This is a genomic window from Rhodobacter maritimus, assembly GCF_058747975.1.
This window is the reverse complement of the sequence record NZ_CM179095.1, coordinates 3,030,513-3,052,915: the sequence shown is the minus strand read 5'-3', so window position 1 is coordinate 3,052,915 and position 22,403 is coordinate 3,030,513. Positions and strand designations below refer to the sequence as shown.

The 22,403-nt window shown below is 65.0% G+C and carries 24 protein-coding genes; 18 read left to right on the top strand and 6 right to left on the bottom strand.

Going from position 1 to position 22,403, the window contains the following annotated elements; genetic code table 11:
- Positions 1 to 14: 14 nt before the first annotated feature.
- From AC4PTO_RS15335 to AC4PTO_RS15315, 5 genes are all read left to right on the top strand, one after another.
- Positions 15 to 1,091, top strand: a complete 1,077-nt coding sequence (locus AC4PTO_RS15335; protein WP_492729917.1) for a branched-chain amino acid ABC transporter permease — start codon at positions 15 to 17, stop codon at positions 1,089 to 1,091.
- Positions 1,092 to 1,161: 70 nt separating this feature from the next.
- Entirely contained in the window at positions 1,162 to 2,451 is a 1,290-nt protein-coding gene (locus tag AC4PTO_RS15330; RefSeq protein ID WP_492729915.1) for an ABC transporter substrate-binding protein, read from the top strand.
- A 51-nt stretch (positions 2,452 to 2,502) separates the two neighbouring features.
- On the top strand, positions 2,503 to 3,342 hold the full coding sequence (locus tag AC4PTO_RS15325; RefSeq protein WP_492729913.1) for an ABC transporter ATP-binding protein: 840 nt from the start codon (positions 2,503 to 2,505) through the stop codon (positions 3,340 to 3,342).
- Between the two features lie 78 nt (positions 3,343 to 3,420).
- Positions 3,421 to 4,641 carry a phenylacetate--CoA ligase family protein gene (locus AC4PTO_RS15320; RefSeq protein WP_492729911.1) on the top strand — a complete coding sequence of 407 codons (1,221 nt, stop codon included), beginning with the start codon at positions 3,421 to 3,423 and terminating at the stop codon, positions 4,639 to 4,641.
- Between the two features lie 214 nt (positions 4,642 to 4,855).
- On the top strand, positions 4,856 to 5,995 hold the full coding sequence (locus tag AC4PTO_RS15315) for a PepSY-associated TM helix domain-containing protein (protein WP_492729910.1): 1,140 nt from the start codon (positions 4,856 to 4,858) through the stop codon (positions 5,993 to 5,995).
- Positions 5,996 to 6,022: 27 nt separating this feature from the next.
- Here the strand turns inward: AC4PTO_RS15315 and AC4PTO_RS15310 are convergent, their stop codons facing one another.
- On the bottom strand, positions 6,023 to 6,331 hold the full coding sequence (locus AC4PTO_RS15310; RefSeq protein WP_492729909.1) for a DUF2218 domain-containing protein: 309 nt from the start codon (positions 6,329 to 6,331) through the stop codon (positions 6,023 to 6,025).
- Positions 6,332 to 6,451: 120 nt separating this feature from the next.
- On the opposite strand from AC4PTO_RS15310, the gene AC4PTO_RS15305 reads away from it, so the two are divergent.
- The 4 genes from AC4PTO_RS15305 to AC4PTO_RS15290 are packed head-to-tail and all read left to right on the top strand — an operon-like array spanning position 6,452 to position 10,014.
- Complete coding sequence (locus tag AC4PTO_RS15305) at positions 6,452 to 7,345, top strand: siderophore ABC transporter substrate-binding protein (RefSeq protein WP_492729907.1); 894 nt, start codon at positions 6,452 to 6,454, stop codon at positions 7,343 to 7,345.
- Between the two features lie 29 nt (positions 7,346 to 7,374).
- A complete protein-coding gene (locus tag AC4PTO_RS15300; protein ID WP_492729905.1) occupies positions 7,375 to 8,328 on the top strand; it encodes an ABC transporter permease in 954 nt (317 codons plus the stop codon).
- Entirely contained in the window at positions 8,321 to 9,262 is a 942-nt protein-coding gene (locus tag AC4PTO_RS15295; RefSeq protein ID WP_492729903.1) for an iron chelate uptake ABC transporter family permease subunit, read from the top strand. The genes AC4PTO_RS15300 and AC4PTO_RS15295 overlap by 8 nt, the downstream gene beginning before the upstream one ends.
- On the top strand, positions 9,259 to 10,014 hold the full coding sequence (locus AC4PTO_RS15290) for an iron ABC transporter ATP-binding protein (protein WP_492729901.1): 756 nt from the start codon (positions 9,259 to 9,261) through the stop codon (positions 10,012 to 10,014). Before AC4PTO_RS15295 ends, AC4PTO_RS15290 begins: the two co-directional genes overlap by 4 nt.
- Here the strand turns inward: AC4PTO_RS15290 and AC4PTO_RS15285 are convergent.
- Complete coding sequence (locus AC4PTO_RS15285) at positions 10,011 to 11,042, bottom strand: helix-turn-helix transcriptional regulator (protein WP_492729899.1); 1,032 nt, start codon at positions 11,040 to 11,042, stop codon at positions 10,011 to 10,013. The two genes, AC4PTO_RS15290 and AC4PTO_RS15285, sit on opposite strands and share 4 nt — an antisense overlap.
- Positions 11,043 to 11,200: 158 nt before the next feature.
- On the opposite strand from AC4PTO_RS15285, the gene AC4PTO_RS15280 reads away from it, so the two are divergent.
- The 5 genes from AC4PTO_RS15280 to AC4PTO_RS15260 all read left to right on the top strand — a co-directional run bounded on the left by AC4PTO_RS15280 (position 11,201) and on the right by AC4PTO_RS15260 (position 15,664).
- Positions 11,201 to 13,168: a TonB-dependent receptor domain-containing protein gene (locus tag AC4PTO_RS15280; RefSeq protein ID WP_492729897.1), complete on the top strand. Its 1,968-nt coding sequence runs from the start codon at positions 11,201 to 11,203 to the stop codon at positions 13,166 to 13,168.
- A 158-nt stretch (positions 13,169 to 13,326) separates the two neighbouring features.
- Positions 13,327 to 14,022 (top strand): MotA/TolQ/ExbB proton channel family protein, encoded by a 696-nt coding sequence (locus AC4PTO_RS15275; RefSeq protein WP_492729895.1) that lies wholly within the window; start codon positions 13,327 to 13,329, stop codon positions 14,020 to 14,022.
- Positions 14,019 to 14,396, top strand: a complete 378-nt coding sequence (locus AC4PTO_RS15270; RefSeq protein WP_492729894.1) for an ExbD/TolR family protein — start codon at positions 14,019 to 14,021, stop codon at positions 14,394 to 14,396. Before AC4PTO_RS15275 ends, AC4PTO_RS15270 begins: the two co-directional genes overlap by 4 nt.
- A 3-nt stretch (positions 14,397 to 14,399) precedes the next feature.
- On the top strand, positions 14,400 to 14,822 hold the full coding sequence (locus tag AC4PTO_RS15265; protein WP_492729892.1) for an ExbD/TolR family protein: 423 nt from the start codon (positions 14,400 to 14,402) through the stop codon (positions 14,820 to 14,822).
- Positions 14,819 to 15,664 (top strand): energy transducer TonB family protein, encoded by an 846-nt coding sequence (locus tag AC4PTO_RS15260; RefSeq protein ID WP_492729890.1) that lies wholly within the window; start codon positions 14,819 to 14,821, stop codon positions 15,662 to 15,664. Before AC4PTO_RS15265 ends, AC4PTO_RS15260 begins: the two co-directional genes overlap by 4 nt.
- Positions 15,665 to 15,847: 183 nt before the next feature.
- Here AC4PTO_RS15260 and AC4PTO_RS15255 read toward each other — a convergent pair whose 3' ends face one another.
- Positions 15,848 to 16,129 carry an SRPBCC domain-containing protein gene (locus AC4PTO_RS15255; protein ID WP_492729888.1) on the bottom strand — a complete coding sequence of 94 codons (282 nt, stop codon included), beginning with the start codon at positions 16,127 to 16,129 and terminating at the stop codon, positions 15,848 to 15,850.
- Positions 16,130 to 16,319: 190 nt separating this feature from the next.
- On the opposite strand from AC4PTO_RS15255, the gene AC4PTO_RS15250 reads away from it, so the two are divergent.
- Complete coding sequence (locus AC4PTO_RS15250) at positions 16,320 to 18,134, top strand: sensor histidine kinase (protein WP_492729886.1); 1,815 nt, start codon at positions 16,320 to 16,322, stop codon at positions 18,132 to 18,134.
- Positions 18,131 to 18,748: a response regulator transcription factor gene (locus AC4PTO_RS15245; RefSeq protein WP_492729884.1), complete on the top strand. Its 618-nt coding sequence runs from the start codon at positions 18,131 to 18,133 to the stop codon at positions 18,746 to 18,748. The genes AC4PTO_RS15250 and AC4PTO_RS15245 overlap by 4 nt, the downstream gene beginning before the upstream one ends.
- A 6-nt stretch (positions 18,749 to 18,754) precedes the next feature.
- On the opposite strand, the gene AC4PTO_RS15240 is transcribed toward AC4PTO_RS15245, so the two are convergent.
- From AC4PTO_RS15240 to AC4PTO_RS15230, 3 genes are read right to left on the bottom strand one after another with little or no spacing between them, the layout of a single operon-like run.
- A complete protein-coding gene (locus AC4PTO_RS15240) occupies positions 18,755 to 19,252 on the bottom strand; it encodes a hypothetical protein (protein WP_492729883.1) in 498 nt (165 codons plus the stop codon).
- Positions 19,165 to 19,878 carry a hypothetical protein gene (locus AC4PTO_RS15235; RefSeq protein ID WP_492729881.1) on the bottom strand — a complete coding sequence of 238 codons (714 nt, stop codon included), beginning with the start codon at positions 19,876 to 19,878 and terminating at the stop codon, positions 19,165 to 19,167. The genes AC4PTO_RS15240 and AC4PTO_RS15235 overlap by 88 nt, the downstream gene beginning before the upstream one ends.
- Positions 19,875 to 20,357 carry a hypothetical protein gene (locus tag AC4PTO_RS15230; protein WP_492729879.1) on the bottom strand — a complete coding sequence of 161 codons (483 nt, stop codon included), beginning with the start codon at positions 20,355 to 20,357 and terminating at the stop codon, positions 19,875 to 19,877. Before AC4PTO_RS15230 ends, AC4PTO_RS15235 begins: the two co-directional genes overlap by 4 nt.
- 180 nt (positions 20,358 to 20,537) lie before the next feature.
- Here AC4PTO_RS15230 and dsrO point away from each other — a divergent pair, with 180 nt between their 5' ends.
- Both dsrO and nrfD read left to right on the top strand, forming a co-directional pair.
- Positions 20,538 to 21,278: a sulfate reduction electron transfer complex DsrMKJOP subunit DsrO gene (dsrO, locus tag AC4PTO_RS15225; protein WP_492729877.1), complete on the top strand. Its 741-nt coding sequence runs from the start codon at positions 20,538 to 20,540 to the stop codon at positions 21,276 to 21,278.
- Positions 21,278 to 22,393, top strand: coding sequence for an NrfD/PsrC family molybdoenzyme membrane anchor subunit (gene nrfD / locus AC4PTO_RS15220; protein ID WP_492729876.1), 1,116 nt, complete (start codon positions 21,278 to 21,280; stop codon positions 22,391 to 22,393). The genes dsrO and nrfD overlap by 1 nt, the downstream gene beginning before the upstream one ends.
- The last annotated feature ends 10 nt before the right edge of the window (positions 22,394 to 22,403 follow it).

The window sequence follows — 22,403 nt, the reverse complement described above, 5'->3', positions numbered from 1 at the left end:
GGGGGGAAGATCTGATGTTCTACCGCGAGGCGGGTGATTTCAAAACGTCCTACCGCGAGGACAGCCAGACATTCCCGATCAGGTTCGACCGGCTGCGCTATTACGCGGTGCTGGCGGTGGCCTTCGGGGTGATCCCGCTGTTCATCAATGACTATTGGGCGAATGCGGTCTTCGTTCCGTTCCTGATCTATGCGATCGCGGCGATCGGGCTGAACATCCTGGTGGGCTATGCCGGGCAGGTCAGCCTTGGCACGGGCGGGTTCATGGCGGTGGGGGCCTATGCGGTCTACAAGCTGATGACCGCCTTCCCCGAGGTCTCGATCTTCATCCATGTGCTTCTGGCCGGGGGGATCACGGCGGGGGTCGGGGTGCTGTTCGGCCTGCCCAGCCTGCGCATCAAGGGGTTCTACCTTGCGGTGGCGACGCTGGCGGCGCAGTTCTTCCTTGTGTGGCTGTTCAACAAGGTGCCGTGGTTCTACAACTACTCGGCCTCGGGGCAGATCACGGCGCCCGACCGCACGGTCTTCGGGGTCTTCGTGACCGGCGCGCAGACCTCGGCCACGGCGAAATACATGTTCTGCTTGATCATGGTGACCATCGTGGCGGTGATCGCGCGCAACCTGACGCGCGGTACCGTGGGGCGCAAGTGGATGGCGATCCGCGACATGGACATCGCCGCCGAGATCATCGGGGTGAACCCGCTGAGCACGAAGCTGACGGCTTTCGCGGTATCGTCTTTCTTCATCGGCATCGCCGGGGCGCTGTTCTTCGCCGTCTATCTTGGTGCGGCCGAGGTGGGCGAGGCGTTTGGGATCCAGAAATCCTTCCTGATCCTGTTCATGGTCATCATCGGCGGGCTGGGCAGCATCTTCGGCAGCTTTGCCGGGGCGGCGTTCCTGGTGCTGCTTCCGGTGCTGCTCAAGAACCTTCTGGTGGGGCAGCTTGGATGGCCGACCGACCTTGCCGCGCATATCGAGCTGATGATCGTGGGCGGGCTGATCGTGGTGTTCCTGATCGCCGAACCGCATGGCCTCGCGCAGCTGTGGCGCGTGGCGAAGGAGAAACTCAGACTTTGGCCCTTCCCGCACTGAGGTCGGGCCGAGACCGAAGAACCGGGCAACCGGCAGCAATGAACCAACTACGCTCTGGGAGGAGAAACTCATGAAGAAGACCTTTACCGCGCTTGTGGCCGCCGGGATCACCGCGGCTACTGCGGCGCCCGCCATGGCCGATCTGGTCATCCCGAACCTCAGCTACCGCACTGGGCCCTTCGCGGCAGGCGGCATTCCCTATGCTGACGGTTTCAACGACTATTTCACCCTGCTGAACGAACGCGACGGCGGCATCGGTGGTGAAAAGGTCCAGGTTCCGGAATGCGAAACCGCCTATAACACGGAAAAGGGTGTGGAATGCTACGAGGCGACCAAGGGAAGCGGCGCGCTGGTCTACAACCCTCTGTCCACAGGGATCACCTATCAGCTGATCCCCAAGGTCTCGGCCGACAAGATCCCGCTTTACACGCCCGGCTACGGCCGCACCTCGGCGGCGAATGGCAAGGTGTTCGAATGGGTGTTCAACTATCCCGCGAACTACTGGGATGGCGCCTCGGTGGCCATCAAGTATCTGCTCGATGAGAACGGCGGCTCGCTCGAGGGCAAGAAGATCGCGCTGCTCTATCACAACTCGGCCTATGGCAAGGAACCGATCCGCACGCTCGAGGAGCTGTCCAAGAAGCACAGCTTCGAGCTTTCGACCCTGCCGATCGACAGCCCCGGTCAGGAGCAGAAATCGCAATGGCTGCAAGTGCGCCGCGAAAAGCCCGACTACGTCATCTTCTGGGGTTGGGGCGTGATGAACCAGGTCGCCGTCCAGGAAGCCGCGAACATCAAGTTCCCGATGGAGAACTTCATCGGCGTCTGGTGGTCGGGCTCTGAAAACGACGTGCTGCCCGCGGGCGACGGCGCCAATGGCTACAAGAGCCTTGCGATGCACGGCACCGGGATGGATTACCCGGTCTATGCGGATCTGAAGCAATATGTGCACGATGCCGGAAAGGCCTCGGGTGCGGGCGACCAGGTGGGCAGCGTGCTCTATTCGCGGGGCATGTATGCCGCGCTGGTGATCGCCGAGGCCGCGCGTAAGGCGCAAGAGATCGCCGGAACCTCGGCCATCAACGCCGAGCAGATGCGCGAAGGCTTCGAGAACCTCGAGATCACCGAAGAGCGTATGGCCGAACTGGGCCTGCCGCATTTCGGCCAGCCCTTCGCGGCCTCTTGCGCCGATCACGGCGGCCCGGGTGCGGCGATGCTCCAGCAGTGGGATGCCACCGCCAAGAAGTGGAACCTCATCACCGGGTTCATCACGCCTGATGACGATGTCCTGATGCCTCTGGTTCTTGAGGACTCGGCCGCCTATGCCGCGGAAGCCGGCATCAGCGAACGCTGCAACTGACGATCTGTCCCCGGCCTTCGGGCCGGGGACTTTACCCGCACGGAGGACGCCATGCTTGACGCCGCCAAAAGCACCGAAGCGACAACCGAACAGGCCCTGCTCGAGGTCAACAATATCGAGGTGATCTACAATCACGTCATCCTCGTGCTGAAGGGGGTCAGCCTTTCGGTTCCGAAGGGCGGCATCACGGCATTGCTGGGCGGCAACGGCGCGGGCAAGACCACCACGCTCAAGGCCATCTCGAACCTGCTGAAATCCGAACGCGGCGAGGTCACCAAGGGCTCGATCATCTATCGCGGTGAGCGCGTGCAGGACATGTCGCCCGCCGATCTGGTGCGCAAGGGCGTGATCCAGGTGATGGAAGGCCGCCACTGTTTCGAGCATCTGACCGTCGAGGAGAACCTGCTGACCGGCGCCTATACCCGCAAGGACGGGCGCGCCGAGATCATGAAGGACCTCGAGATGGTCTATTCCTATTTTCCGCGCCTGAAAGAACGGCGCAAAAGCCAGGCCGGATATACCTCGGGGGGTGAGCAGCAGATGGTGGCCATGGGCCGCGCGCTCATGAGCCGCCCCGAGACGATCCTTCTGGACGAACCCTCGATGGGCCTTGCGCCGCAACTGGTCGAGCAGATCTTCGAGATCGTGAAGGCCGTGAACGAAGGCGAGGGCGTAACCTTCCTTCTGGCCGAGCAGAACACCAACGTGGCGCTGCGCTATGCCCATTACGGCTACATCCTCGAAAGCGGCAGGGTCGTGATGGACGGCCCGGCGCAGGCGCTGCGCGAAAACCCCGATGTGAAGGAATTCTACCTGGGCATGTCGGACGAGGGCCGCAAATCCTTCCGCGATGTGCGCAGTTATCGCCGCCGCAAACGCTGGCTGGCATGAGGAATGCGGGCGGATTGATTTGGTGAACTGCCGCCGATGCAAGGCGGAAAGGATCGGGCAAGCCCCGAAGAGGACGTCATGACCCAGTATTTCGACAATCTCGAAACCCGATCTGCCGATGCGCGTGCCTCCGCGCTTGCGCAGGATCTGCCCGCGGCGATCGCAACCGCGCTGCGCGCACCCGGCATGGCGGCGCATCTCGGTGCGGTCGATCCCGCCGAAATCACCGATCGCGCGGCGCTTGCGCGGCTGCCGGTCCTGCGCAAATCCGACCTTGGGCAGGCGCAGAAGGGAAGTGCGCCTTTCGGGGGGCTGACGACGCGCCCCGCGCATGGTTTCGCGCATATCTTCCAAAGCCCCGGCCCGATCTACGAACCGGGCGGCACCGAGCATGACTGGTGGCGCATGGGCCGTTTCCTGCATGCCTGCGGCGTGGGTGCGGGCGACATCGTGCAGAACTGCTTCGGCTATCACCTGACGCCCGCGGGGATGATCTTCGAATCCGGTGCGCGGGCGGTCGGGGCGGCGGTGCTTCCGGCGGGAACCGGGCAGACCGAATTGCAGGTGCGCGCCGCGGCCGATATCGGCACCACGGTCTATGCGGGTACGCCCGATTACCTCAAGGTCATTCTCGACAAGGCCGAGGAAATGGGAACCGCGCTGCGCATCACCCGTGCCGCGGTGGGGGGCGGGGCGCTTTTCCCCTCGTTGCGGCAGGAATATGCGCAGCGCGGGATTGCCTGCCTGCAATGCTATGCGACGGCCGATCTTGGCAATATCGCCTACGAATCCCCCGCGCTTGAAGGCATGATCGTGGATGAGGGCGTCGTCGTCGAGATCGTGCGCCCGGGCACCGGCGACCCCGTCCCCGAGGGCGAAGTGGGCGAGGTCGTGGTAACCGCGCTGAACCCCGACTATCCCCTTGTGCGCTTTGCCACGGGTGATCTTTCGGCCGTGATGGCGGGTGCATCGCCCTGCGGGCGCACCAACATGCGCATCAAGGGCTGGATGGGGCGCGCCGACCAGACCACCAAGATCAAGGGCATGTTCGTGCGCCCCGAACAGGTGGCTGCCTTCGTTGCAGCCCATCCCGAGGTGACGCGCGCCCGCGTCATCGCCAGCCGCGACGGCGAAATGGACGTGATGACGGTCCGCATCGAAACCCCGGCAGACGATCCGGCGCGATACCTGGATGGTGTCGTGGAAAGCCTGAAGATGAAGGCCCTGATCGACCTTGTCTCTCCGGGCAGCCTGCCCAATGACGGCATGGTGATCGAGGATCTGCGCAAATACGATTGAAGCCCGGCGGACGGATGAGGGCGCCGCACGGCGCCTGTCCGCCGGTTTGTCGAACGGGTGCCGCCGGTGCTGCCGTTCTCCTGACCCTGCTTGATCTCCACTACCCTGCCTCCGGCCGGTCATATTGCCGCATCCGTCCCCCATCTGTGATACAGGCGACGGAACGGCCGGACATCTGCGTTAAGCAAGCAGAACCGTTAGCCGGAGAGACGAGATGTTCAGGAAGATCGTGTTCTGGGGGCACTTGGCCGCGGGCCTAGCTGCCGGAGTATTCGTGCTGTTGATGGCGGTGACGGGCGTGGTGCTGACCTATGAGACGCAGATCACCGATTTTGCTGTGGCACAGGCCGTTACTGTGCCGGCAGGGGGCGAACCTCTGGGGCCCGACATGCTGGTCTCCGCCGTGCTTGAAGGCGGGGCGGAGCCGGGCCAGACACTGATCCTGCCACGCGAAGTGGGCGCCCCAGCCTCGCTGCGTTCTGGCCGTTCGGGCGTGGCGGTTGACCCCTATACCGGGGCCACGCTTCCGGATGCCGGGGCCGCGATCGCGGCCTTCTTCGCCTCGGTCACCGCATTGCATCGCTGGTTGTCCCTCAGCGGCCCGACCGATGTCGGGGGTGCGATGATCGGGGCGTCGAACCTTGTGTTCCTGCTTCTTGTGATTTCGGGGCTTTACCTGTGGCTGCCCCCGGCATTCCGCTGGGGCCTGATCCGGATGCGCCTGGTATTTCGGCGCGGACTGCCTTCGGCGCAGGCGCGGCACTATAACTGGCACCACGCTTTCGGATTCTGGGCCTTGGTGCCGTTGTTTGTCATCGTGCTTTCGGGGGTTGTGATGTCCTATCCCTGGGCGAACAGCCTGCTCTATGCCGCAGTGGGCGAAGAGGCGCCGCAGGGCCGTGGCGGGCCGGGCGGAAATGCTGCCCTGCCCACGGGGCTGCGGGGTGCGGTTCTGGCCGCCGATCCGCAAAGCTATGATGCGCTGATCGCAAGCGCGGCGGAAAAGGTGCCGGAATGGAAGCGTGCTTCGATCACGCTGCCCGCCCCCGAGGCCGCCTATCTCCAGGTGACGATGGATGCAGGGAATGGCGTTCAAAGCGCCGCACAGACCCAGATCGTGCTTGACCGCGCAACCACAGAGATAGTGTCTGAGGGCTCCGGTCAGCCGGGTCAACTTGGCTCTCGTCTGCGCCGGTGGCTGCGCTTTGCCCATACCGGACAGATCTATGGCGTGATCGGCCAGACCGTGGCGGGGCTTGCCTCGTTGGCGGCGGTCATGCTGGTCTATACTGGCATTTCGCTTGGCCTGCGGCGGCTTGCGCGGATGCGGCGGCAACGTCGCGCGGTGGCCTGAGGGGCACTGGGACAGGCCGGTCGACGCTCAGGCAGTGTTGGCCGGCGGTGTTTCCAGCATCCAGGTGAGGCCCGAGAAGCCTTCCCGATGCGCGAATGTCACCAGATGGCTGTCGATTGCAAAGCGCGCCTGGATGATCCCCTTCAGATCGGGCGCGCTGACCCGCACCGTCAGGCCCGCCGGATCGGCGATCATCTCGGCCGGACCGGGGGGCAGGGCCGCGTGGCCACGGTTATCGGCATAGCCGGCTTCGACCTTGTGCGCGAAGTGCTTGCACAGCTGCTGGATATATTTCGACGCGTTTTCCGTGGGGTAATATGCGGTTGAGACGAGCATCTGCAATTCCTTATTGTTTTTATCTGATTAACGTCTGGACCTCGTGCGCGCAAGGCGCTATCGGCAGGAACCGCGTGAAGCCAGATCCACAGCCACACGCCAACCGCACAGGAGATGCAGATGAATCGTCTTCGCCTGTCCGGCCTTCTGGCTGTGACCCTTGCCTTCGCCATGCCAGCTCTTGCCGGCAATGTCTCTGTCCCGACCGCACGGGGCGAGGTTGCCGTTCCGGCTACGCCCTCCCGTGTCGCGGTATTCGACGTTGCTGCGATCGACACGCTGCTGGCGCTTGGCATTACCCCGGCGGGTATCCCGTCCCGGCTTTATGTCGATTATCTTGCCGGGCTTGAGGCAACGCCTGTCGGCACCCTGTTCGAACCCGACCTGGAGGCATTGGCCGCGCTTGGCCCGGATCTGATCATCGTGGGGGGGCGTTCTGCGCCTCAGGCAGAGGCACTTGCGCCGATTGCTCCGGTGATCGACATGACGATCGCAACGGACATCCCCGCCGAAGGGCGCGCGCGGATCGAGGCCTATGGCACATTGTTTGGCCGGCAGGCCGAGGCCGCAGTGCTGGCTGCGGCCTATGATGCCCGGCTGGCCGAGGCGCAAGAGGCGGTTGCAGGCCAGGGCCGCGCGCTGATCGTCCAGACCAACGGCCCCAAGATCTCGGCCTATGGCAGAGGTTCGCGTTTTGGCTGGTTGCACAGCACGCTTGGCCTCCCCGAGGCGCATGAGCAGCTTGATCCCGCGACGCATGGCGATGCCGTGTCGTTCGAATTTATCGCCGAGGCCGATCCTGACTGGCTCATCGTGATCGACCGCGGTGCGGCCATCGGTGAGGCCGGCTCGGCCGCGTCCACGCTGGACAATCCGCTGGTGGCGGGAACGAAGGCGGGCAAGGCCGGGCGGATCGTCTATCTCTCGGCCGCACCGGTCTATATCGCGGGCGGCGGTTATACCGCCATGACACGGACCCTTGACGAAATCACCGCGGCTTTCCGGGCCAGGTGACACCCGGCGCAACCCCGTCGAGGCCTTCCATGCGTTCCGCCCTGTTCCTTGCCCTGTTTTTGCTGCCGCTTTCGGTGGCCAGCCTTCTGATCGGCGCCGCTCAGCCCGACTGGTCGTTTCCGGACGGCAACCCGCGAACGGTGCTGATCCTGACCGTTTCGCGCCTACCGCGCACCGTGGCCGTAATCCTGACGGGGGCAGCGCTTGCGAGTGCCGGCGTGGTGATGCAGCAGCTTGTGCGCAACCGATTTGTCGAGCCGGGCACGACCGGCACGGCCGAAAGCGCCGCGCTTGGCCTGCTTGCAGTTACGCTGATCGCACCGGATGCCCCGGTCTGGACGAAGATGCTGGTCACGAGCCTTTCCGCCATGGCGGGCACCGCGCTTTTCCTGCGCCTGATCCGCCGCTTGCCCCCGCGCGAGGTGCTGATGGTGCCGCTTGTGGGGATCGTGCTGTCGGGCGTTCTGGGGGCGGTGGTCACCTTCGTCGGCTGGCAGGCCGATCTGCTTCAGCTTGTCGGCATATGGCTGATGACGGGCGAATTTTCGGGCGTCATCGCCGGCAGATACGAGCTCTTGTGGCTGGCCGGAGCGGCGGCCGCCCTTGCCTGGTTCGCGGCGGATCGCTTCGCCATTCTGGGGCTGGGGCGTGCCGCGGCCACGGGGCTGGGACTGAACCCCGATGCGGTGATGCGGCTGGGCCTGGTGGTGGTGTCCACGGTCACTGCGCTGGTGATCGTGACAGTCGGTCTGATCCCCTTTGTCGGGCTTGTGGTGCCCAATATCGTTGCGCGTCGTCTGGGCGACAACCTGCGCGCGACGTTGCCGGTTACGGCGGCGGGGGGCGCGGTGCTGGTTCTTGCCTGCGATATCGTCGGGCGGCTTGTGCGCTACCCCTACGAGGTTCCGGTGGGCACGGTACTGGGGGTGATCGGCTCGGCCCTGTTCCTGTGGCTGCTGTATCGAGAGCCCACGCATGGATAAACGGATCGTTCTTCTTGGTGCCGCATTGTGCCTGTGTTCGGCGGCCTACCTTCTGCCGGGCCTTGGGCCGCGATGGCAGTTCGTCCTGTCGTTGCGGGCGGGCAGGTTGGCGGGGATGCTGCTGGTGGGAGCCTCGGTGGCGGTCTCGACCGTGCTTTTCCAGACGCTGACGCGCAACCGCATCCTGACGCCGCAGATCATGGGATATGACGCGCTTTACATCCTGATGCAGACCGCGCTTGTGGCCGTGCTGGGGTTGACCGGCTTTGCCACCCTTCGAGGAGAGGTGAAATTCGCGGCCGAGGTGGTGGTCATGGTCGTGGCCGCGCTTGCGCTTTTCGGCACACTGCTGGGACGTGCAGGGCAGGATATTGCGCGTCTTGTGCTGACCGGGGTGATCCTTGGTGTGCTTTTCCGCTCGGCCGCAGGGTTTCTGGCGCGGGTGATCGACCCGAATGCCTATGCCGTGGTGCAGGCGGCAAGCTTTGCCAGCTTTGCGCGCGTTGAAACGGCGCTCTTGCCGGTGGGGGGTGCGCTGTGCCTTGCCGCGATCGCTGCCGCCTTCCACCTTGCGCCACGGCTGGACGTACTGGCGCTTGGTCGGCCGCTCGCGGTCTCGCTCGGGCTGGCGCATGACAGGCTGGTGCTTCTGGTGCTGGCGCTGGTGGCGGTGCTGGTCTCGGTCTCGACGGCGCTGGTCGGTCCGATGGCCTTCCTGGGCCTGATCGTCGCGGGCCTTGCGCATGAACTGGGCCGAAGCGCGCGGCACGCGACGCTTTTGCCCATGGCGATCCTGATCGCGGGGATCACCCTGGTGGCCGGACAAACCGTGTTCGAGCGTGTTCTGGGCCTGCAATCGGCCATGTCGGTGGTGATCGAGTTCGCGGGCGGACTGTTCTTCCTGTGGCTGCTTTTGAAGGGGAAGGTGCGATGATCTCGCTTCGCAATGTCGGCCATCGGATTGGCAACACCGCGATCCTGTCGGATGTCGACCTGGATGTTCCCAAGGGCAAGGTGACCGCGTTGATCGGGCCGAATGGGGCGGGAAAATCCACGCTTCTGACACTTGTCGGGCGGTTGCAGGCGTTGCAGGCGGGCCGGATCGAGGTGGATGGCGACGATATCACCCGCACGCCAAGCCATCTGCTTGCGCGCCGGATGGCGATCCTGTCGCAGTCGAACCCGCTTGGCAGCCGGCTTCGGGTGCGCGAACTGGTGGCGTTCGGCCGCTGGCCGCATCACCAGGGCCGCCCGCGCCCCGAAGATGCGGCCCATGTCTGCGCCGCGCTGGAGGCGCTGGACCTGACGCCCCTTGCCGAGCGGTTCATCGAGGAACTGTCCGGCGGGCAGCGTCAGCGGGCCTTCATTGCCATGACCTTTGCGCAAGGCGCGGACTGGTTGCTGCTGGATGAGCCTCTGGCTGCGCTCGACATGGCCCACGCGCGCGCGGTTATGGCGAAACTGGTGGGGCTGCGGGCGACCGGACGTTCGGTCGTGGTGGTGCTGCATGACATCAACCACGCCGCGGCATGGGCCGACCATGTCATCGCGCTGAAGGCGGGGCGCGTGGTGGCCGAAGGCCCCCCCGCCAAGGTCTTCACCGCGCCGAGGCTGGGGGCGCTTTACGACATGGATCTGCGTGTGACCGAGTTCGAGGGGCGCCCGCTGGTCCTGCATCACCTTTAGCGGGCGTCGCCCCTGACGGCCGACGGGGAGACCCCGAATTCGCGCCGGAACGCGGTCGAGAAATTCGCCGTCGCACTGTAGCCTGCCTGCCATGCGATCTGCGCGATCGAACCGGTTCCCGCTGCAAGGCTGCGGCGCGCCTCGGCCAGACGCCGCTGCCGGACGAAGGCCTGCACGCTTTGCCCCGTCGCGCGGCGCATCATCCGTTGCAAGGTCGATGGTGAAAGGTTCATCTTTTCCGCGAGGTCCGAGACATTGACCGGACCGCCGGGCAGGCCGTTGATCGTGTCGTTGATCCGGCACAGCCAGCGGTGATCGCGGGGCAGGGGGGCATCCTGTGTCGTGCCGGCCGGATCAAGCACCTGATCAAGCACAGCCGAAATCAGGGCAAGCGTGATCCCCTGTGCATGTAGCGCCGCGATGCCATCGCGCGCCTCTGCGGGAAGCCGGAAAAGCCGTTCGGCCAAGGCCACCTCGGTCGGGCCGGGTTGCCATGGCAGCACGACCAGATCAGCCTCAAGGATCTTGTCGAGCGCGGCAAGTTCCGGCCCCGCCAGGGTGCTGCGCAGCCACGTATGTGGAATATCGATGACGACCTTGGCCAGATGCGTGCCACGCGCGGCCCGGCGCCGAAACCGCACCGGGCCGCGATGCGCCACGATTGCGCCGCTGGCAATCCAGCCCGATGTGCCGTCACGTTGCGGCATCGGCAGGGTGGTGTCCTCGATCCAGGCATCGACCGCACCTTCCAGAAACAGCTTGAAGGACACGCAGGGACGCAACGTGGCACTTGTCTCCAGGTGTGCCACCTGCATCTCGCGCGCATAATGCAGGCTGATGCCGCCCGGAAGATCGAAGGCCCCGGCCTCGGGGCGCAGCACGACCATGTCGTTCCAGCCCCCGGCACGAAGCACATATACGTCCCCGTTGCGCGAAACATCGGCCCCGGTCAGGCGCCGGCATAACAGCATGTCGGGAACGCGCGGCGCGCGCGCCATGGCTTCGTTGTGGTTTGTATGGCGTGCCAAGGGTGCCTGCTTCTTTTGCAAAACCTGTTGCGTTGCTGGCATAAACCTTCCCGCGGCAGGGCGGGGGCGGCTCGGCTAAATAAATCCTTACAATAAGAATCGGAATTGGCGCAACCCGGATCCGGGTTGATCCGCCATGCACATCGAAAGGAACTGACATGAAATCCAACGGACGCATCTTGCTTGGCGTGAGCCTGCTTGCCCTTGCGGCGGGCATGGCGGGGGCGCAACAGGCCACCGAACTGGATGCGATCGTGATCCAGAACGCCGAGGAAACCGCGGATGCGGGCGCCGTGTCACTGACGGTGCAGGATCTGGAGCGGCTGCAACCTTCAACGCTGAGCGATGTCTTCCGGCGCGAAAGCGGGATTGCCGTGGGGGGCGGATCGGCGGCCTCGCAGCGGGTCCATGTGAACGGGCTCGAGGAATCGAAGCTGTCCGTTAATGTCGACGGTGCGCGCCAGCCGGGGAATTTCTGGCATCACAGCGGCACCTCGCAGATCGACCCGGCCTTCCTGAAATCGGTTCAGGTTCGGCCCGGCGTGGCGTCGGCGGATGCGGGCTTTGCTACCGGTGCAGGGGCGCTGCGCTACGAGACGCTGGATGCCGCCGACCTTCTGTCGGACGGCCAGGATTTCGGCGCGCGGGTCTCGCTTGGGTTCGGGTCGAACGGTTATGGCGCCAAGGGTACGATTGCGGCCTATGGGCGCGGCGGTGCCTGGGACTGGCTGGCGATGCTGGGCAAGCATGAGGGCGACGCCTACGAGAACGGCGATGGGGCCGAACAGGGCGGCACCGCGCCCGCGCTTGCCTCGGGCCTGTTCAAGCTGGGCTATACCAGTCAAGAAGGTCACCGGCTGGAACTGTCGGTCGATCACAGCCGGGATGATGCGATCCGTCCCCTGCGCATGAACATGGACACGGTTGGCGGTGCGCTGCCGCTGAACCGCAACGACATGCGGCGCACGACCACCGTGCTGCGCTATTCGACCGTTGTGCCAAGTGCCGGCTGGGATCCGGTGGCAGAGCTGTGGTTCAACGATTTCGCGCTACACCGGCCGGATAACGGCTATGCCCGGCCTTCGGGGGCCTTCAACCTGGAAAGCGAAAGCTTTGGCGGCAAGTTCCAGAACAGCTTCACGCTTGGCAGTGGCCAGATCACCGCGGGCATCGACTTCATGAGCGCCGATACCGACCTGGAACGCTTTGCCTATCCGACGCTTCCCGCCGCGATGGTGCGGGAAAGCATGCGGCAGACGGGTGTCTTCGTTCAGGGCGATTTCGATCTGGGCCGGGGTTTCGGCCTTTCGGCGGGGATCAGGGCCGACAAGCAGAGATTCGATGCGATGGATGGCCAGAGCTTCGACAATTCTGGGCTTTCGGCCAACGCGACGCTGACCTACGAGGTCGCGGACGGGGTGCAGGTCTTTGCCTCCGCGGGGCGCAGCTGGATGGGGCTCGAACAGGGGGAGATGGCACTGTTTCACGCCCGTGACTACATCTACGACCCCGACGTGAAAGCCGCTTGGGCCGCGAATTACCGGCTTGGCCTGAGCCTGGAGCACGGGCCGTGGGAAGGTGCTGTCACACTGTTCGACACCACGCTGCACAATCCGGTGGCATATGATTTCACCACGGTTCCGACGCGGCTGGGCGGGCCTGACCTGCGTTCGCGCGGGGCAGAGCTTTCGCTGGCCTATGGCTGGGATACGGGGCGCGCCGGGGTCAAGATCAGCCATGCCGATGTCACCTTCGACAGTGCCACGGTCTTGCCCGGTGCAACCGATGCTGCGCCGATGGGCACCACCGTGTCGCTTTTTGCCGATCACCGGATCGACCAACTGGATTTGACTGTCGGCGCCAGCGTGGAACATGCGCTGAAACTTGACGATGTGGCGCTGCTGGCCGGGGGATATCTGGCGCAGCCCGACTACACCGTGATCGACCTTTATGGCGAATGGACGCCGGTGGGTATGAATGGTCTGTCCCTGCGCCTTGCGATCGATAACCTTCTGGATGAAACCTATGTCGCGCGCGGCACCTATCCAGATTTCCCTGGTCGTGCGATCGACGCGGTGGAAGCGCCGGGCCGGACCGTCAGCCTGACGGCGAACTATCGCTTCTGAACCGCGGCGGGGCGGTGTGCCGCCCCGCCTGCCCATGCTAAGGAAGGCCGCGCGCCGACATCCGTTGGTCGGTGGCACTGTGTCGCGTCATGGCATGTTTCGTTGACGCAATCAGTCATGAACAGTAGCAGCATAAGAGAAGCCTCAAGAGAGTGCATATGGAACCCGCAGTCCCGACATCCGCCCCGCTCATGCAAGACACGCTTGGCCGCATGCTTGCCTTTCTTGATATGGGTGGCCTTGCGATGTGGGCCATCGCCGTCTTGTCCGTAGCCACCATCGCGCTGATCCTTTGGAAGGCGATGCGGCTGATGTCCTTCGGGGCATGGTCGGGTGGGCGCCACAGCGAGGCCGCGCTGGATCTGTGGCGCAAGGGCCGGACGGCCGATGCGGTGGCCGTGGTGGCAAAGCGCAGGTCGTTGCGCGCGCAGCTTGTGCATGCCGCGATGGAGGCCGCGCTGAACCCCGCGCTGGACCGCGAGGCCGCCGAGGCCGAAACCGGGCGCGTCGCGCGCAAGCTTCTGAACCGGGCGCGGGCCGGGTTGCGCGGGCTTGAACTGGCCGCGACGATCGGCCCGCTTCTGGGCCTGCTGGGCACCGTCACCGGCATGATCGCGGCGTTCCAGGCCTTGCAGGAAGCCGGCAGCCGCGCCGATCCCGCCACCCTGGCCGGCGGCATCTGGGAGGCGCTTCTGACCACCGCCGCGGGCATGGCGGTGGCCATTCCCGCCTCGGTCGCGCTGACCTGGTTCGAAAGCGTCATGGACGGCCTGCGTCATGACATGGAGGATGCCGCGACCCGCATCCTGCACGGCACCCATGTCGAAAACCGGATCAGACAGGCCGCGGAATGATTTCTTTCGGTATGGACAGGCCGCGCAGGCGGCCCAATCTGACGCCGATGATCGACGTGGTGTTCCTGCTGCTGGTCTTCTTCATGCTGGCCTCGCGTTTCGGTGTCGATCACGCCCTTCCGCTGGCGGCGGCCGGGGCGGGGGGCGGATATTCCGGCCCGCCGCGCCTGGTCGAGCTGCGCGAAGACGGCCTGACGCTTAACGGCGTCGCCATCGCCCCCGAGGCGCTTGAGGCGGGGTTGTCCGCGCTGATGCAGGGCCCCGATGACGCGATCGTCCTGCGCCCGCGCGACGGCGTGACGTTGCAGGGCCTTGTCGCGGTGATGGACGATCTGGCCGCGGCCGGGTTCACCCGTCTGGTTCTGGTGGAGTAGGCGATGGATTTTCGGGACGCCCCCCGCCGCCGCCGCGAGGAAAACCTGCTGCCGATGATCAACGTGGTCTTCCTTCTGTTGATCTTCTTCCTGATCTCGGCCCGCATGACCCCGCCCGAACCCTTCGAGGTTCTGCCCCCCCAGGCACAGGCCGAGGCCGAGGCGCAGGGCGAGTTCACGCTTTATGTCGGGCCCGAGGGTGCGCTTGGCTATGGCGAGGCACGAGAGGCGGCGGCGCTTGCCGCCCTAAGCGCCGCGCGCGAGGCCTATTGCGCCGAAAGCGATTGCGTGGCGATGCCTGCTCGGTTGACCGCCCGTGCCGATGCCGCGCTTCCCGCAGCCCGGCTTGCCGCGCTGCTGCCCGAGCTTTCGCAACTCGGCTTTGCGCAGATGGAACTGGTGGCCAGATCCGGGGACGGGCCATGACTGGGGGGCGTTGGCAGGCTGGTCTTGCGGTCGCGGCGGCGCTGGGGCTGCATATGGCGGGTTTCGCGCTTCGGCCGGACGAGGCCGGGGCGGTTTCGGCCGGTGCGGGGGGCGAAGACCTCGTGTCGCTTCAGGCTGCCGATGCCTCGATCGCGGCACTGGTCGAGGATTGGGACAAGCCGCCGGAAGTGGTGGAGGAAACTCCGCCCGAGCCGGAGGTGCCGCAGGCCTTCGAGCCCCCTCCAAGCCTTGATACCCCGCCCGAGATCGCCCCGCCGCCGGTGCAGATGACCGAGGCGCTTGAAGTGCCGCAACTGTCCGAAGCGCTGCCCTCGGTCAGCCCGCCTCCGCCGCCAAAGCCGGAACCCGAGCCCGAGAAGGTGGAGGAAAAGCCCAAGCCGAAACCCAAACCCAAGGCGGAGCCGAAACCGGCGGCAAAGAAAAAGCAGCCCGCCGCCGCAGCCCGGCCCGCGCAGCAGGCCGCCGGATCGGGTGGCGGTGCTCAGGCCGGCGTCGGTGGGTCGGCCCAGTCGGCCACCCTGTCGAAGGCGCGCGTCAACGATTTGAAGGCCGGTTGGGGGGCCGCGATCCGCAGCCGCATCGAACGGCGGAAATCCTATCCCCGGGCGGCTCAGGGGGCTGCTGGCACCGTGACCGTTCACCTGACGGTCAGCCGGGCGGGGGCGCTCTCGGGCGTGTCGGTGGCAAGGTCTTCGGGAAATGCCGCGCTGGACGAGGCCGCGATCAAGGCCGTGCGGGCGGCGGGCCGGTTTCCCGCCGCACCAAAGGGCCTGGGCGAGGCGAGCTATTCGTTTACCCTGCCCATGCGGTTTGCTCGCTGAACAGGGGCGCCGCGCCCGACACGATCGATCTGGCGCGGCTGTCGTTCAGGTCTGTTTCGACGCGGCGTGGCGGGCGAAATTATCAAGGATCGCCTGCCAGCCGTCGCGCTGCTGTTCGGACGAGTGCTCAGTTTCGGGATCGAAGGTCACACGTATGGATATGCCGTTTTCCGCGGAACTGAATTAGACCACGGCCTCGCGCCCGCCGAATGTATAGGCAATGGGCTCATGCGGGACGATTGCGGTGTAGGTGCCGTCGAAATCGAAGCCCATGCCACCATCCCGTGCCTCCATCCGTGACACGAACTTACTGCCTTCGCGCAGGTCCACCGATGCCGAAGGGCGGTGCCAGTCATCCGATGCAACATTCCAGTGCGTGATGTCTCCGGGCGTCGTGTATGCCTGCCATGTCACCGTGACCGGGGCTGCAACAATGGCTTCCACCGCGATTTGCTTGCCGGGCATCGCGTCCCCTCCTCGCTGCAATCCGGAGGGAAGAATAGCATGTCCGGGTGCAGCCGTCGGCACCTGTCGCGCCCCGCCACCGCGTCGCTCATAGCCAGCCCTGCCGGTTTGACCATGGCGGTGCAATCTGTTCATCTGGCTCGCATGCTGGCCCGGTCGCTGACCGGGCGTTCGGGGCAGGAAAGCGGACGTGACAGGATTTCTACCCGCAATCTGGTGGCCGACCAAGGCGCGGGCCGGGCGATTGCCGATGGCTGTGCTGGGCGTGGCGCTGGTGTTCTGCGTGCCTGCGCGCGCCGAGCAGATCTTGCGTATCGGGGTGTTGGACTACTTGGGTTCGGAACATTCCCTGAGCCATTGGGACGCCACGGAAAGGGCGCTGGATGCCGCGCTGCCGGATCATGATTTCCGTTTCGAGGCGCTGGATATCCATCGCCTGGAAACGGCGCTTTCCGATGGTGAGCTGGATTTTGTGCTGACCAATCCCGGCAATTATGCCGAACTGGAATATCGCTATCGTATCAGCCGTATCGCCACGATCGAGGATGACCAGCCCGTCGCCTCGACATTGGTGACAGCCGGAGGGCTGCGAGATCTTGCCGATCTTTCGGGCCGGCGCCTTGCCATCATCGCGCCAGAGGCCTTTGGGGGGTTCCAGCTGATCTGGTCCGAGATGGTCGATGTCGATACCGCGCTTCCGGGTAAGGTCGATCTGGTCGTGACCGGCTATCCGATGCAGGCGGCGGCTCGGGCGGTGCTTGACGGTCAGGCCGACGCGGCGGTTCTGCGCGCCTGTACGCTGGAGGAATTGCAGCGCGTCGATCCCGCCCGTTACGGGGCACTGCACGCCTTCGCGCTGCGCCCGTCCGCGGATACGTCATGCGCGGTCTCAAGCCCGGTCTATCCCGGCTGGCCCTTTGCCAAGACATCCCGCACGCCCCCGGAACTGGCAAAACAGGTGGCAGTGGCGCTTTTGCAGATGCAAGAGGGCAACCGCTGGACCGTGCCGCTGGATTACCAGCCCGTGCACGACCTGCTGCGCAAGCTTCAGATCGGGCCTTATGCGCGCACCGGCCCGGTATCCTTGCGCGAATTCATCGCCGATTACCGGGACTGGCTGATTGGGCTTGGCTTTGCTCTTGCCTTCTGGGCGCTTTATTCTGTGCGGATCGAGACATTGGTGCGCCGCCGAACCCGCGCGCTGAACGAAGCGAATGCCCGCCTTGTCGAAGAGATGGCCGAGCGGCAGCGCGCGGAAGAGGCCGACCGACTGCACCGGCGCGAACTCGACCATGTGGCGCGGTTGTCGATCCTGGGCGAGATGGCCTCGTCCATTGCCCATGAACTGAACCAGCCGCTCAGCGCGATCTCGAACTACGCGCAGGGCTGTCTCGTGCGGCTGAAGGCGGGGCGCTTCACCCCCGAGGACATGGAACGCGCCTCGGGCGAGATCGCTGCGCAGGCCGGGCGCGCAGCGACGGTGATCCGGCGCATCCGTGCCTTCGTGCGCAAGCGAGAAAGCCAGATGGCGCCCATGGCGCTGTGTGATCTGCTTGAAGAATGCGCCGCGCTCTATTACGCACCGGCGCATCGTTCCGGGATCGAGGTTCAGGTTACCTGCGACCCCGATCTGCCGCTTGTCATGGCCGACAAGGTGCAACTGACACAGGTCTTGCTGAACATCGTGCAGAACGCTTTCGATGCGATGGGCGAAACCCCGCCCGAGGATCGCTGCGTGACGATCCAGGCCACCCGGCGTGCCGATCCCGCCGAGGGCGCGGGAGTATGCCTTTCGGTACGCGATTGGGGGCAGGGTATGGACAGCGCTGCGATGGACCACTTTGCCGAGGCCTTCTATACCACCAAGGCCGAGGGGATTGGGCTGGGGCTGGCACTGTCCCGCTCTATCGTCGAGGCGCATGGCGGCTGGATGCGGGCGGAAACGCCCCGCGATGGTCCGGGTTTGCGGGTGGTGATCTGGCTGCCGGAAAGGGTGCAGGCATGAGCGAAAAGGCCGTGATCCATATCGTCGATGACGACCGTGCCGCGCGCGAGGGGCTTGGGTTCCTGCTCTCGTCGTTGGGGCTTGAGACGCGCGATCATGCAAGCGCGGCCGATCTTCTGAACCGGCTGGGCGATCAGACGGTGGGCTGCATTCTGGCCGATGTCCGCATGCCCGGCATGACCGGGCTTGAGCTTCTGGACGAGCTGGGCCGCCGCGGCTGTCCCTTGCCCGTCATCATGATTACCGGCCATGGCGATGTGCCGATGGCGGTGCGCGCGATGCGTGCGGGAGCGATGGATTTCTTCGAAAAGCCCGTGAACGGAATGGCGTTGGTGGGCCGCATCAACGAGGCCCTCGCGCAGAGCCGTGCCCGTGCCGGGGCCGAGCGCGAGCGTGCCGCGCTGGCTCGCCGCATCGAAAGCCTGACCACGCGCGAGGCAGAGGTCGCGCGCGCCGTTCTGGCCGGGCGGCTGAACAAGCAGATCGCGGCCGATCTGGGGATCAGCCAGAAGACGGTCGAGATCCACCGCCATAACGTTATGGACAAGATGACCGCCACCAGCGCTGCCGATCTGGTGCGGCTGCTGGTGGCGGCTGGATGGGTTGCCGACTAAGGTACCCTACTTGCCTGCTACTGCTGTGAAATGCGCCACCGGCACCGGTTTGCAGGCCAGATCCTCAAGCGGTGCGGTGCGTTCGTTCTCGCAGCTGTCCTGCGTCATCAGCTTGTTGGCCTTCTCGATCGCCACTTCGACGACACCGAAGGTGCGGCCCCCCCTGTCGCGGGGGTCGATCTCGCAGGCCTGTTGGAAGAACCGCAGCGCCCGCACCAACTCACAGGATGTCGCTGCTCCGACCTTCTCGTCGTCGAATTCGATGCCGTCGGGCAGCCGGATCATCGGGTTTGTCGCGATATCGTGCAGTTGGCCAAGGAACACCATGTATTCGCTGAATGCCCAGGGCCGGTAGTTGCTGTAATAGACCGCATTCTCGAAGAAAGGCTTGCGCCGCTCGAAATCCCAGAAACCGTTCACGGCGCTGTCGAAGTGGCTGCCCAGCAGCCAGACATCGCCGCGATAGGCCGAAAGCTCCAGCGTCTCGCGCCAGAGGTCGAGCAATTCTGCCGGGGCCGCCTGCAAATCCCCCGCATATCCTTTTGCAGCAGGTCTTCGGCCAGCGACAGAAGGGTGCTGCTGTCCTGCGGCGAGTGGAGCAGGCGCACACGTTGGGCCTGCTCTGCCTTCACCATCATCTCGTCGTAGAAATCCGTTTGCCCGAACTGGGTTGCGATGACGCTCAGGGTGAATGCGTTGGTGTCACCGCCCTGCGCCCGCACGATCCGCATGGCTTCCCGTGCCGCTTCGGGTCGGTCGCCCCATTCGTTCAAGTAGGCGTGGAGGCGGGCATAGCCGAGAAACTCCTCGTCGCGTTTCTCAAGCAGTTTCAGCGCCGCGAAACGCAGATTCCCATACAGGTCCAGCCAGAAGACCGTGTCGATCATGCACAGGTCCTCGCTGTAGTCGGGGATCTTTGAGGCGGCGCCCGCACAAAGCCCGGCGATTTCGGCAAGGCTGCCTCCCCAGCTTGGATCCAGCGCCTCAAGCCCAAGAAGCAGGGCGTAACGCCCCGGCGCGACATCAAGCGCCCGGTTGACCAGAAACACGACGGAATGGTCATTGGCCCCTGACCGGCGCAGCCGCAGCAATGTGTCGATCGCGGGCAGGAAATCCCCCCCTGTTTTCAAATGCCAGTTCGGCCATTTCCTGCGCGGTCGAGCTCGGCCGCGTAGTGGGTCGCGGCATAGGGCGAGACATAGCGCCGAATGGCTGTACCGCGGAAATCGTGGACGCGTTGGTAGTGCTGCGCGGCCAATGCCGTCGCGGCATAGGGCGAGCCGGGAACCGCCGCGAGCCATGCGCCGCCTTGTTTCAGCCGGTCGCGGTGCGTGACGGCGAAAAGTGTCCTGTAGGTCGCGCGCAGCGGCTTGAAATCGCGCGTCTCGACGGCCTTGCGATGGGCTTCGGCCAGGATCTGCTCGAGACGCGTATAATCCGAGGCATCGAGTGCGCCACTGACGTCGGAGATCAGCCGCTCATTTGCGGTGGCGATCGGGCCGGCGGTCTGGGCAAGGGAGCTTCCGCCGGGGGCAAGGGCGATCAGGCACAGGGCAACAAGGCCCGAAAAGATGAAACGGCGCAGGACCTTCTCCGATAGCGCGAACATTTGTCACTAGGATTTCGCCTGAATTGTGTTCTTCGGGACGGAAGGCGCGGTTGCGGCGGGATGTCGCGGCCGGGGTAGCGAAATCTAGGGGTTTACCCCTAAGCCCCTCGGGTTTCCTCCAATATCGCCTCTTTCCATGCGGGCTTAGTCTTAGGCCGAGCCACAAGAAAGGATCAGCCAATGGACACGACCCGCCGCGGCTTTCTGGGCGCGCTTGGCAAGGTGACCATCGGTGCCGCCGCTTCGGCGGCCGGTGCCAGCCAGTCCGCCGAAGCCGCCCCTGCCGGCCAGGCCCCGCATTGGGGAATGGTCGTCGATCTGCGCAAATGTATCGGATGTCAGGCCTGCACGGTTGCCTGCATCATGGAAAACGATGTCCCGGACGATGCTTTCCGCACCCATGTTTCGGTCTATGAACTGGTCAGGGATGGGCAGGATCCGGCCATGGTCATGCTGCCGCGGCTTTGCAACCATTGCGAAAACCCGCCCTGCGTGCCGGTCTGTCCCGTCGAGGCGACGTTCAAGGCCGAAAGCGGCGAGGTTCTGGTCGATGCGTCGAAATGCGTGGGCTGCGCCTATTGCGTCCAGGCCTGCCCCTATGACGCGCGCTTCATCAACCATGAGACCCAGGTCGCCGACAAGTGCACCTTCTGCTTCCACCGCACGCAGGTGGGGCTGCTGCCCGCCTGCGTCGAGACCTGCGTGGGCGGTGCGCGCAATTTTGGCGACCTGAACGATCCCGACAGCGCAGTTTCGCGGATGCTGACAGAAAACGAGGTCTCGGTGCTGCGGCCCGAGATGCATACCAATCCCAATGTCTATTACATCGGTCTGGACGATGTGCTTGACGGGCGCGTGGCCGGAGAGGCCGCCTATCGCCCTGCCGCCATGGCCGAGACCCGCCACGGGGAGGGCGCGTGATGCAGGTGCAGATCCATGAGCTTGTCGGCACGGTCCACGAGGCAGCCTGGCTGCCTTGGGCGGTGCAGTATTTCTTCTTGATCGCCGTTTCGACGGCGGCGCTTTTGCTGGCGCTGCCGGGCTTCGTTTCGGGGCGCGAAGATGCGCTGCCGCGGGCCCGGCTGGCGCTGATCGTGGCGGTCACCACCGGGATTGCGGCGCCGATCGCGCTTCTGGCCGATTTGCACCAGCCGTTCCGTTTCTGGGAATTCTACGCGTTTACCAACCCGACCTCCTGGATGGCCTGGGGGGCATGGGTCGTGCCGGCCTATGTCGGACTTCTGCTTGGCTTTGCATGGGCCGTTCATCGCCCACTCTTCCATATCCGGGGGCAGGAAACCTGGCGTCTGGCGTGGTTGTTCCGCGTTCTCAGCCTTGGGGGCGCGGCCAATGGCTTTGCCCGGTATCTGGGGGTCGGCGCTGCCGTCGCGGCATTGGGTATTCTGGCCTATACCGGGATGGAGGTTGCCATCGTGCGGGCACGCCCGCTGTGGAACACGCCTTTCCTTCCGCTGCAATTTGCCGCGACCGGATTTGTAGGCGCGCTTGGGGTCATGCTGGTGCTGGAGCGTGTTCTGGGCCATGAGGCACGGCTCGAAGCGCAACTGAACCGTTATCTGGCGATCGCGCTTGCGGCGGTGGCGGTGTTGGGGGCGGCATGGCTTGGGCTGGCATTGTCAGGGCTTTCGCCGCGCCATGCCGACGCGCTGGCATCTGTCGCGGGGTTCCCGGTCTGGCACCGGATCGCGCTTTGGGGGGCGGCTTCGGTCGCGGTGCCGATGGTGATCGCGCTCGTCATGCCGCGCGGCACGGGCTGGTTCACGGGACTGGTCGCGATCCATGCGGCATGGATGTTCCGCTGGACCGTCTTCATGGGCGGACAAGCGGTGCCCAAGGTGGGTTCGGGCCTTTACGACGCACTTTTGCCGGGCGGGATTGCAGGATTGATGGGGGTGATCGGCACCTTCGGGCTCTGGCTCTTCTTGCTGATCGTCTACACCACCTTCATCCCCTGGACCGAGGCCATGGCCCCGCGGCGCAGCCTGCCTGCCGCCCGTCCTGTCAGCTCATTCTGAGGAGATCAAA

Bases quoted from the DNA above. Each gene is read 5' to 3' on its own strand.
- AC4PTO_RS15295 (WP_492729903.1), top strand. From the start codon at position 8,321: ATGGATAAACGGATCGTTCTTCTTGGTGCCGCATTGTGCCTGTGTTCG.
- dsrO (WP_492729877.1), top strand. From the start codon at position 20,538: ATGGACACGACCCGCCGCGGCTTTCTGGGCGCGCTTGGCAAGGTGACC.
- AC4PTO_RS15275 (WP_492729895.1), top strand. From the start codon at position 13,327: ATGGAACCCGCAGTCCCGACATCCGCCCCGCTCATGCAAGACACGCTT.
- AC4PTO_RS15280 (WP_492729897.1), top strand. From the start codon at position 11,201: ATGAAATCCAACGGACGCATCTTGCTTGGCGTGAGCCTGCTTGCCCTT.
- AC4PTO_RS15325 (WP_492729913.1), top strand. From the start codon at position 2,503: ATGCTTGACGCCGCCAAAAGCACCGAAGCGACAACCGAACAGGCCCTG.
- AC4PTO_RS15265 (WP_492729892.1), top strand. From the start codon at position 14,400: ATGGATTTTCGGGACGCCCCCCGCCGCCGCCGCGAGGAAAACCTGCTG.
- AC4PTO_RS15245 (WP_492729884.1), top strand. From the start codon at position 18,131: ATGAGCGAAAAGGCCGTGATCCATATCGTCGATGACGACCGTGCCGCG.
- AC4PTO_RS15335 (WP_492729917.1), top strand. From the start codon at position 15: ATGTTCTACCGCGAGGCGGGTGATTTCAAAACGTCCTACCGCGAGGAC.
- AC4PTO_RS15320 (WP_492729911.1), top strand. From the start codon at position 3,421: ATGACCCAGTATTTCGACAATCTCGAAACCCGATCTGCCGATGCGCGT.
- AC4PTO_RS15305 (WP_492729907.1), top strand. From the start codon at position 6,452: ATGAATCGTCTTCGCCTGTCCGGCCTTCTGGCTGTGACCCTTGCCTTC.
- AC4PTO_RS15290 (WP_492729901.1), top strand. From the start codon at position 9,259: ATGATCTCGCTTCGCAATGTCGGCCATCGGATTGGCAACACCGCGATC.
- AC4PTO_RS15300 (WP_492729905.1), top strand. From the start codon at position 7,375: ATGCGTTCCGCCCTGTTCCTTGCCCTGTTTTTGCTGCCGCTTTCGGTG.
- AC4PTO_RS15230 (WP_492729879.1), bottom strand. From the start codon at position 20,357: ATGTTCGCGCTATCGGAGAAGGTCCTGCGCCGTTTCATCTTTTCGGGC.
- AC4PTO_RS15270 (WP_492729894.1), top strand. From the start codon at position 14,019: ATGATTTCTTTCGGTATGGACAGGCCGCGCAGGCGGCCCAATCTGACG.
- AC4PTO_RS15310 (WP_492729909.1), bottom strand. From the start codon at position 6,331: ATGCTCGTCTCAACCGCATATTACCCCACGGAAAACGCGTCGAAATAT.
- AC4PTO_RS15315 (WP_492729910.1), top strand. From the start codon at position 4,856: ATGTTCAGGAAGATCGTGTTCTGGGGGCACTTGGCCGCGGGCCTAGCT.
- AC4PTO_RS15260 (WP_492729890.1), top strand. From the start codon at position 14,819: ATGACTGGGGGGCGTTGGCAGGCTGGTCTTGCGGTCGCGGCGGCGCTG.
- nrfD (WP_492729876.1), top strand. From the start codon at position 21,278: ATGCAGGTGCAGATCCATGAGCTTGTCGGCACGGTCCACGAGGCAGCC.
- AC4PTO_RS15255 (WP_492729888.1), bottom strand. From the start codon at position 16,129: ATGCCCGGCAAGCAAATCGCGGTGGAAGCCATTGTTGCAGCCCCGGTC.
- AC4PTO_RS15330 (WP_492729915.1), top strand. From the start codon at position 1,162: ATGAAGAAGACCTTTACCGCGCTTGTGGCCGCCGGGATCACCGCGGCT.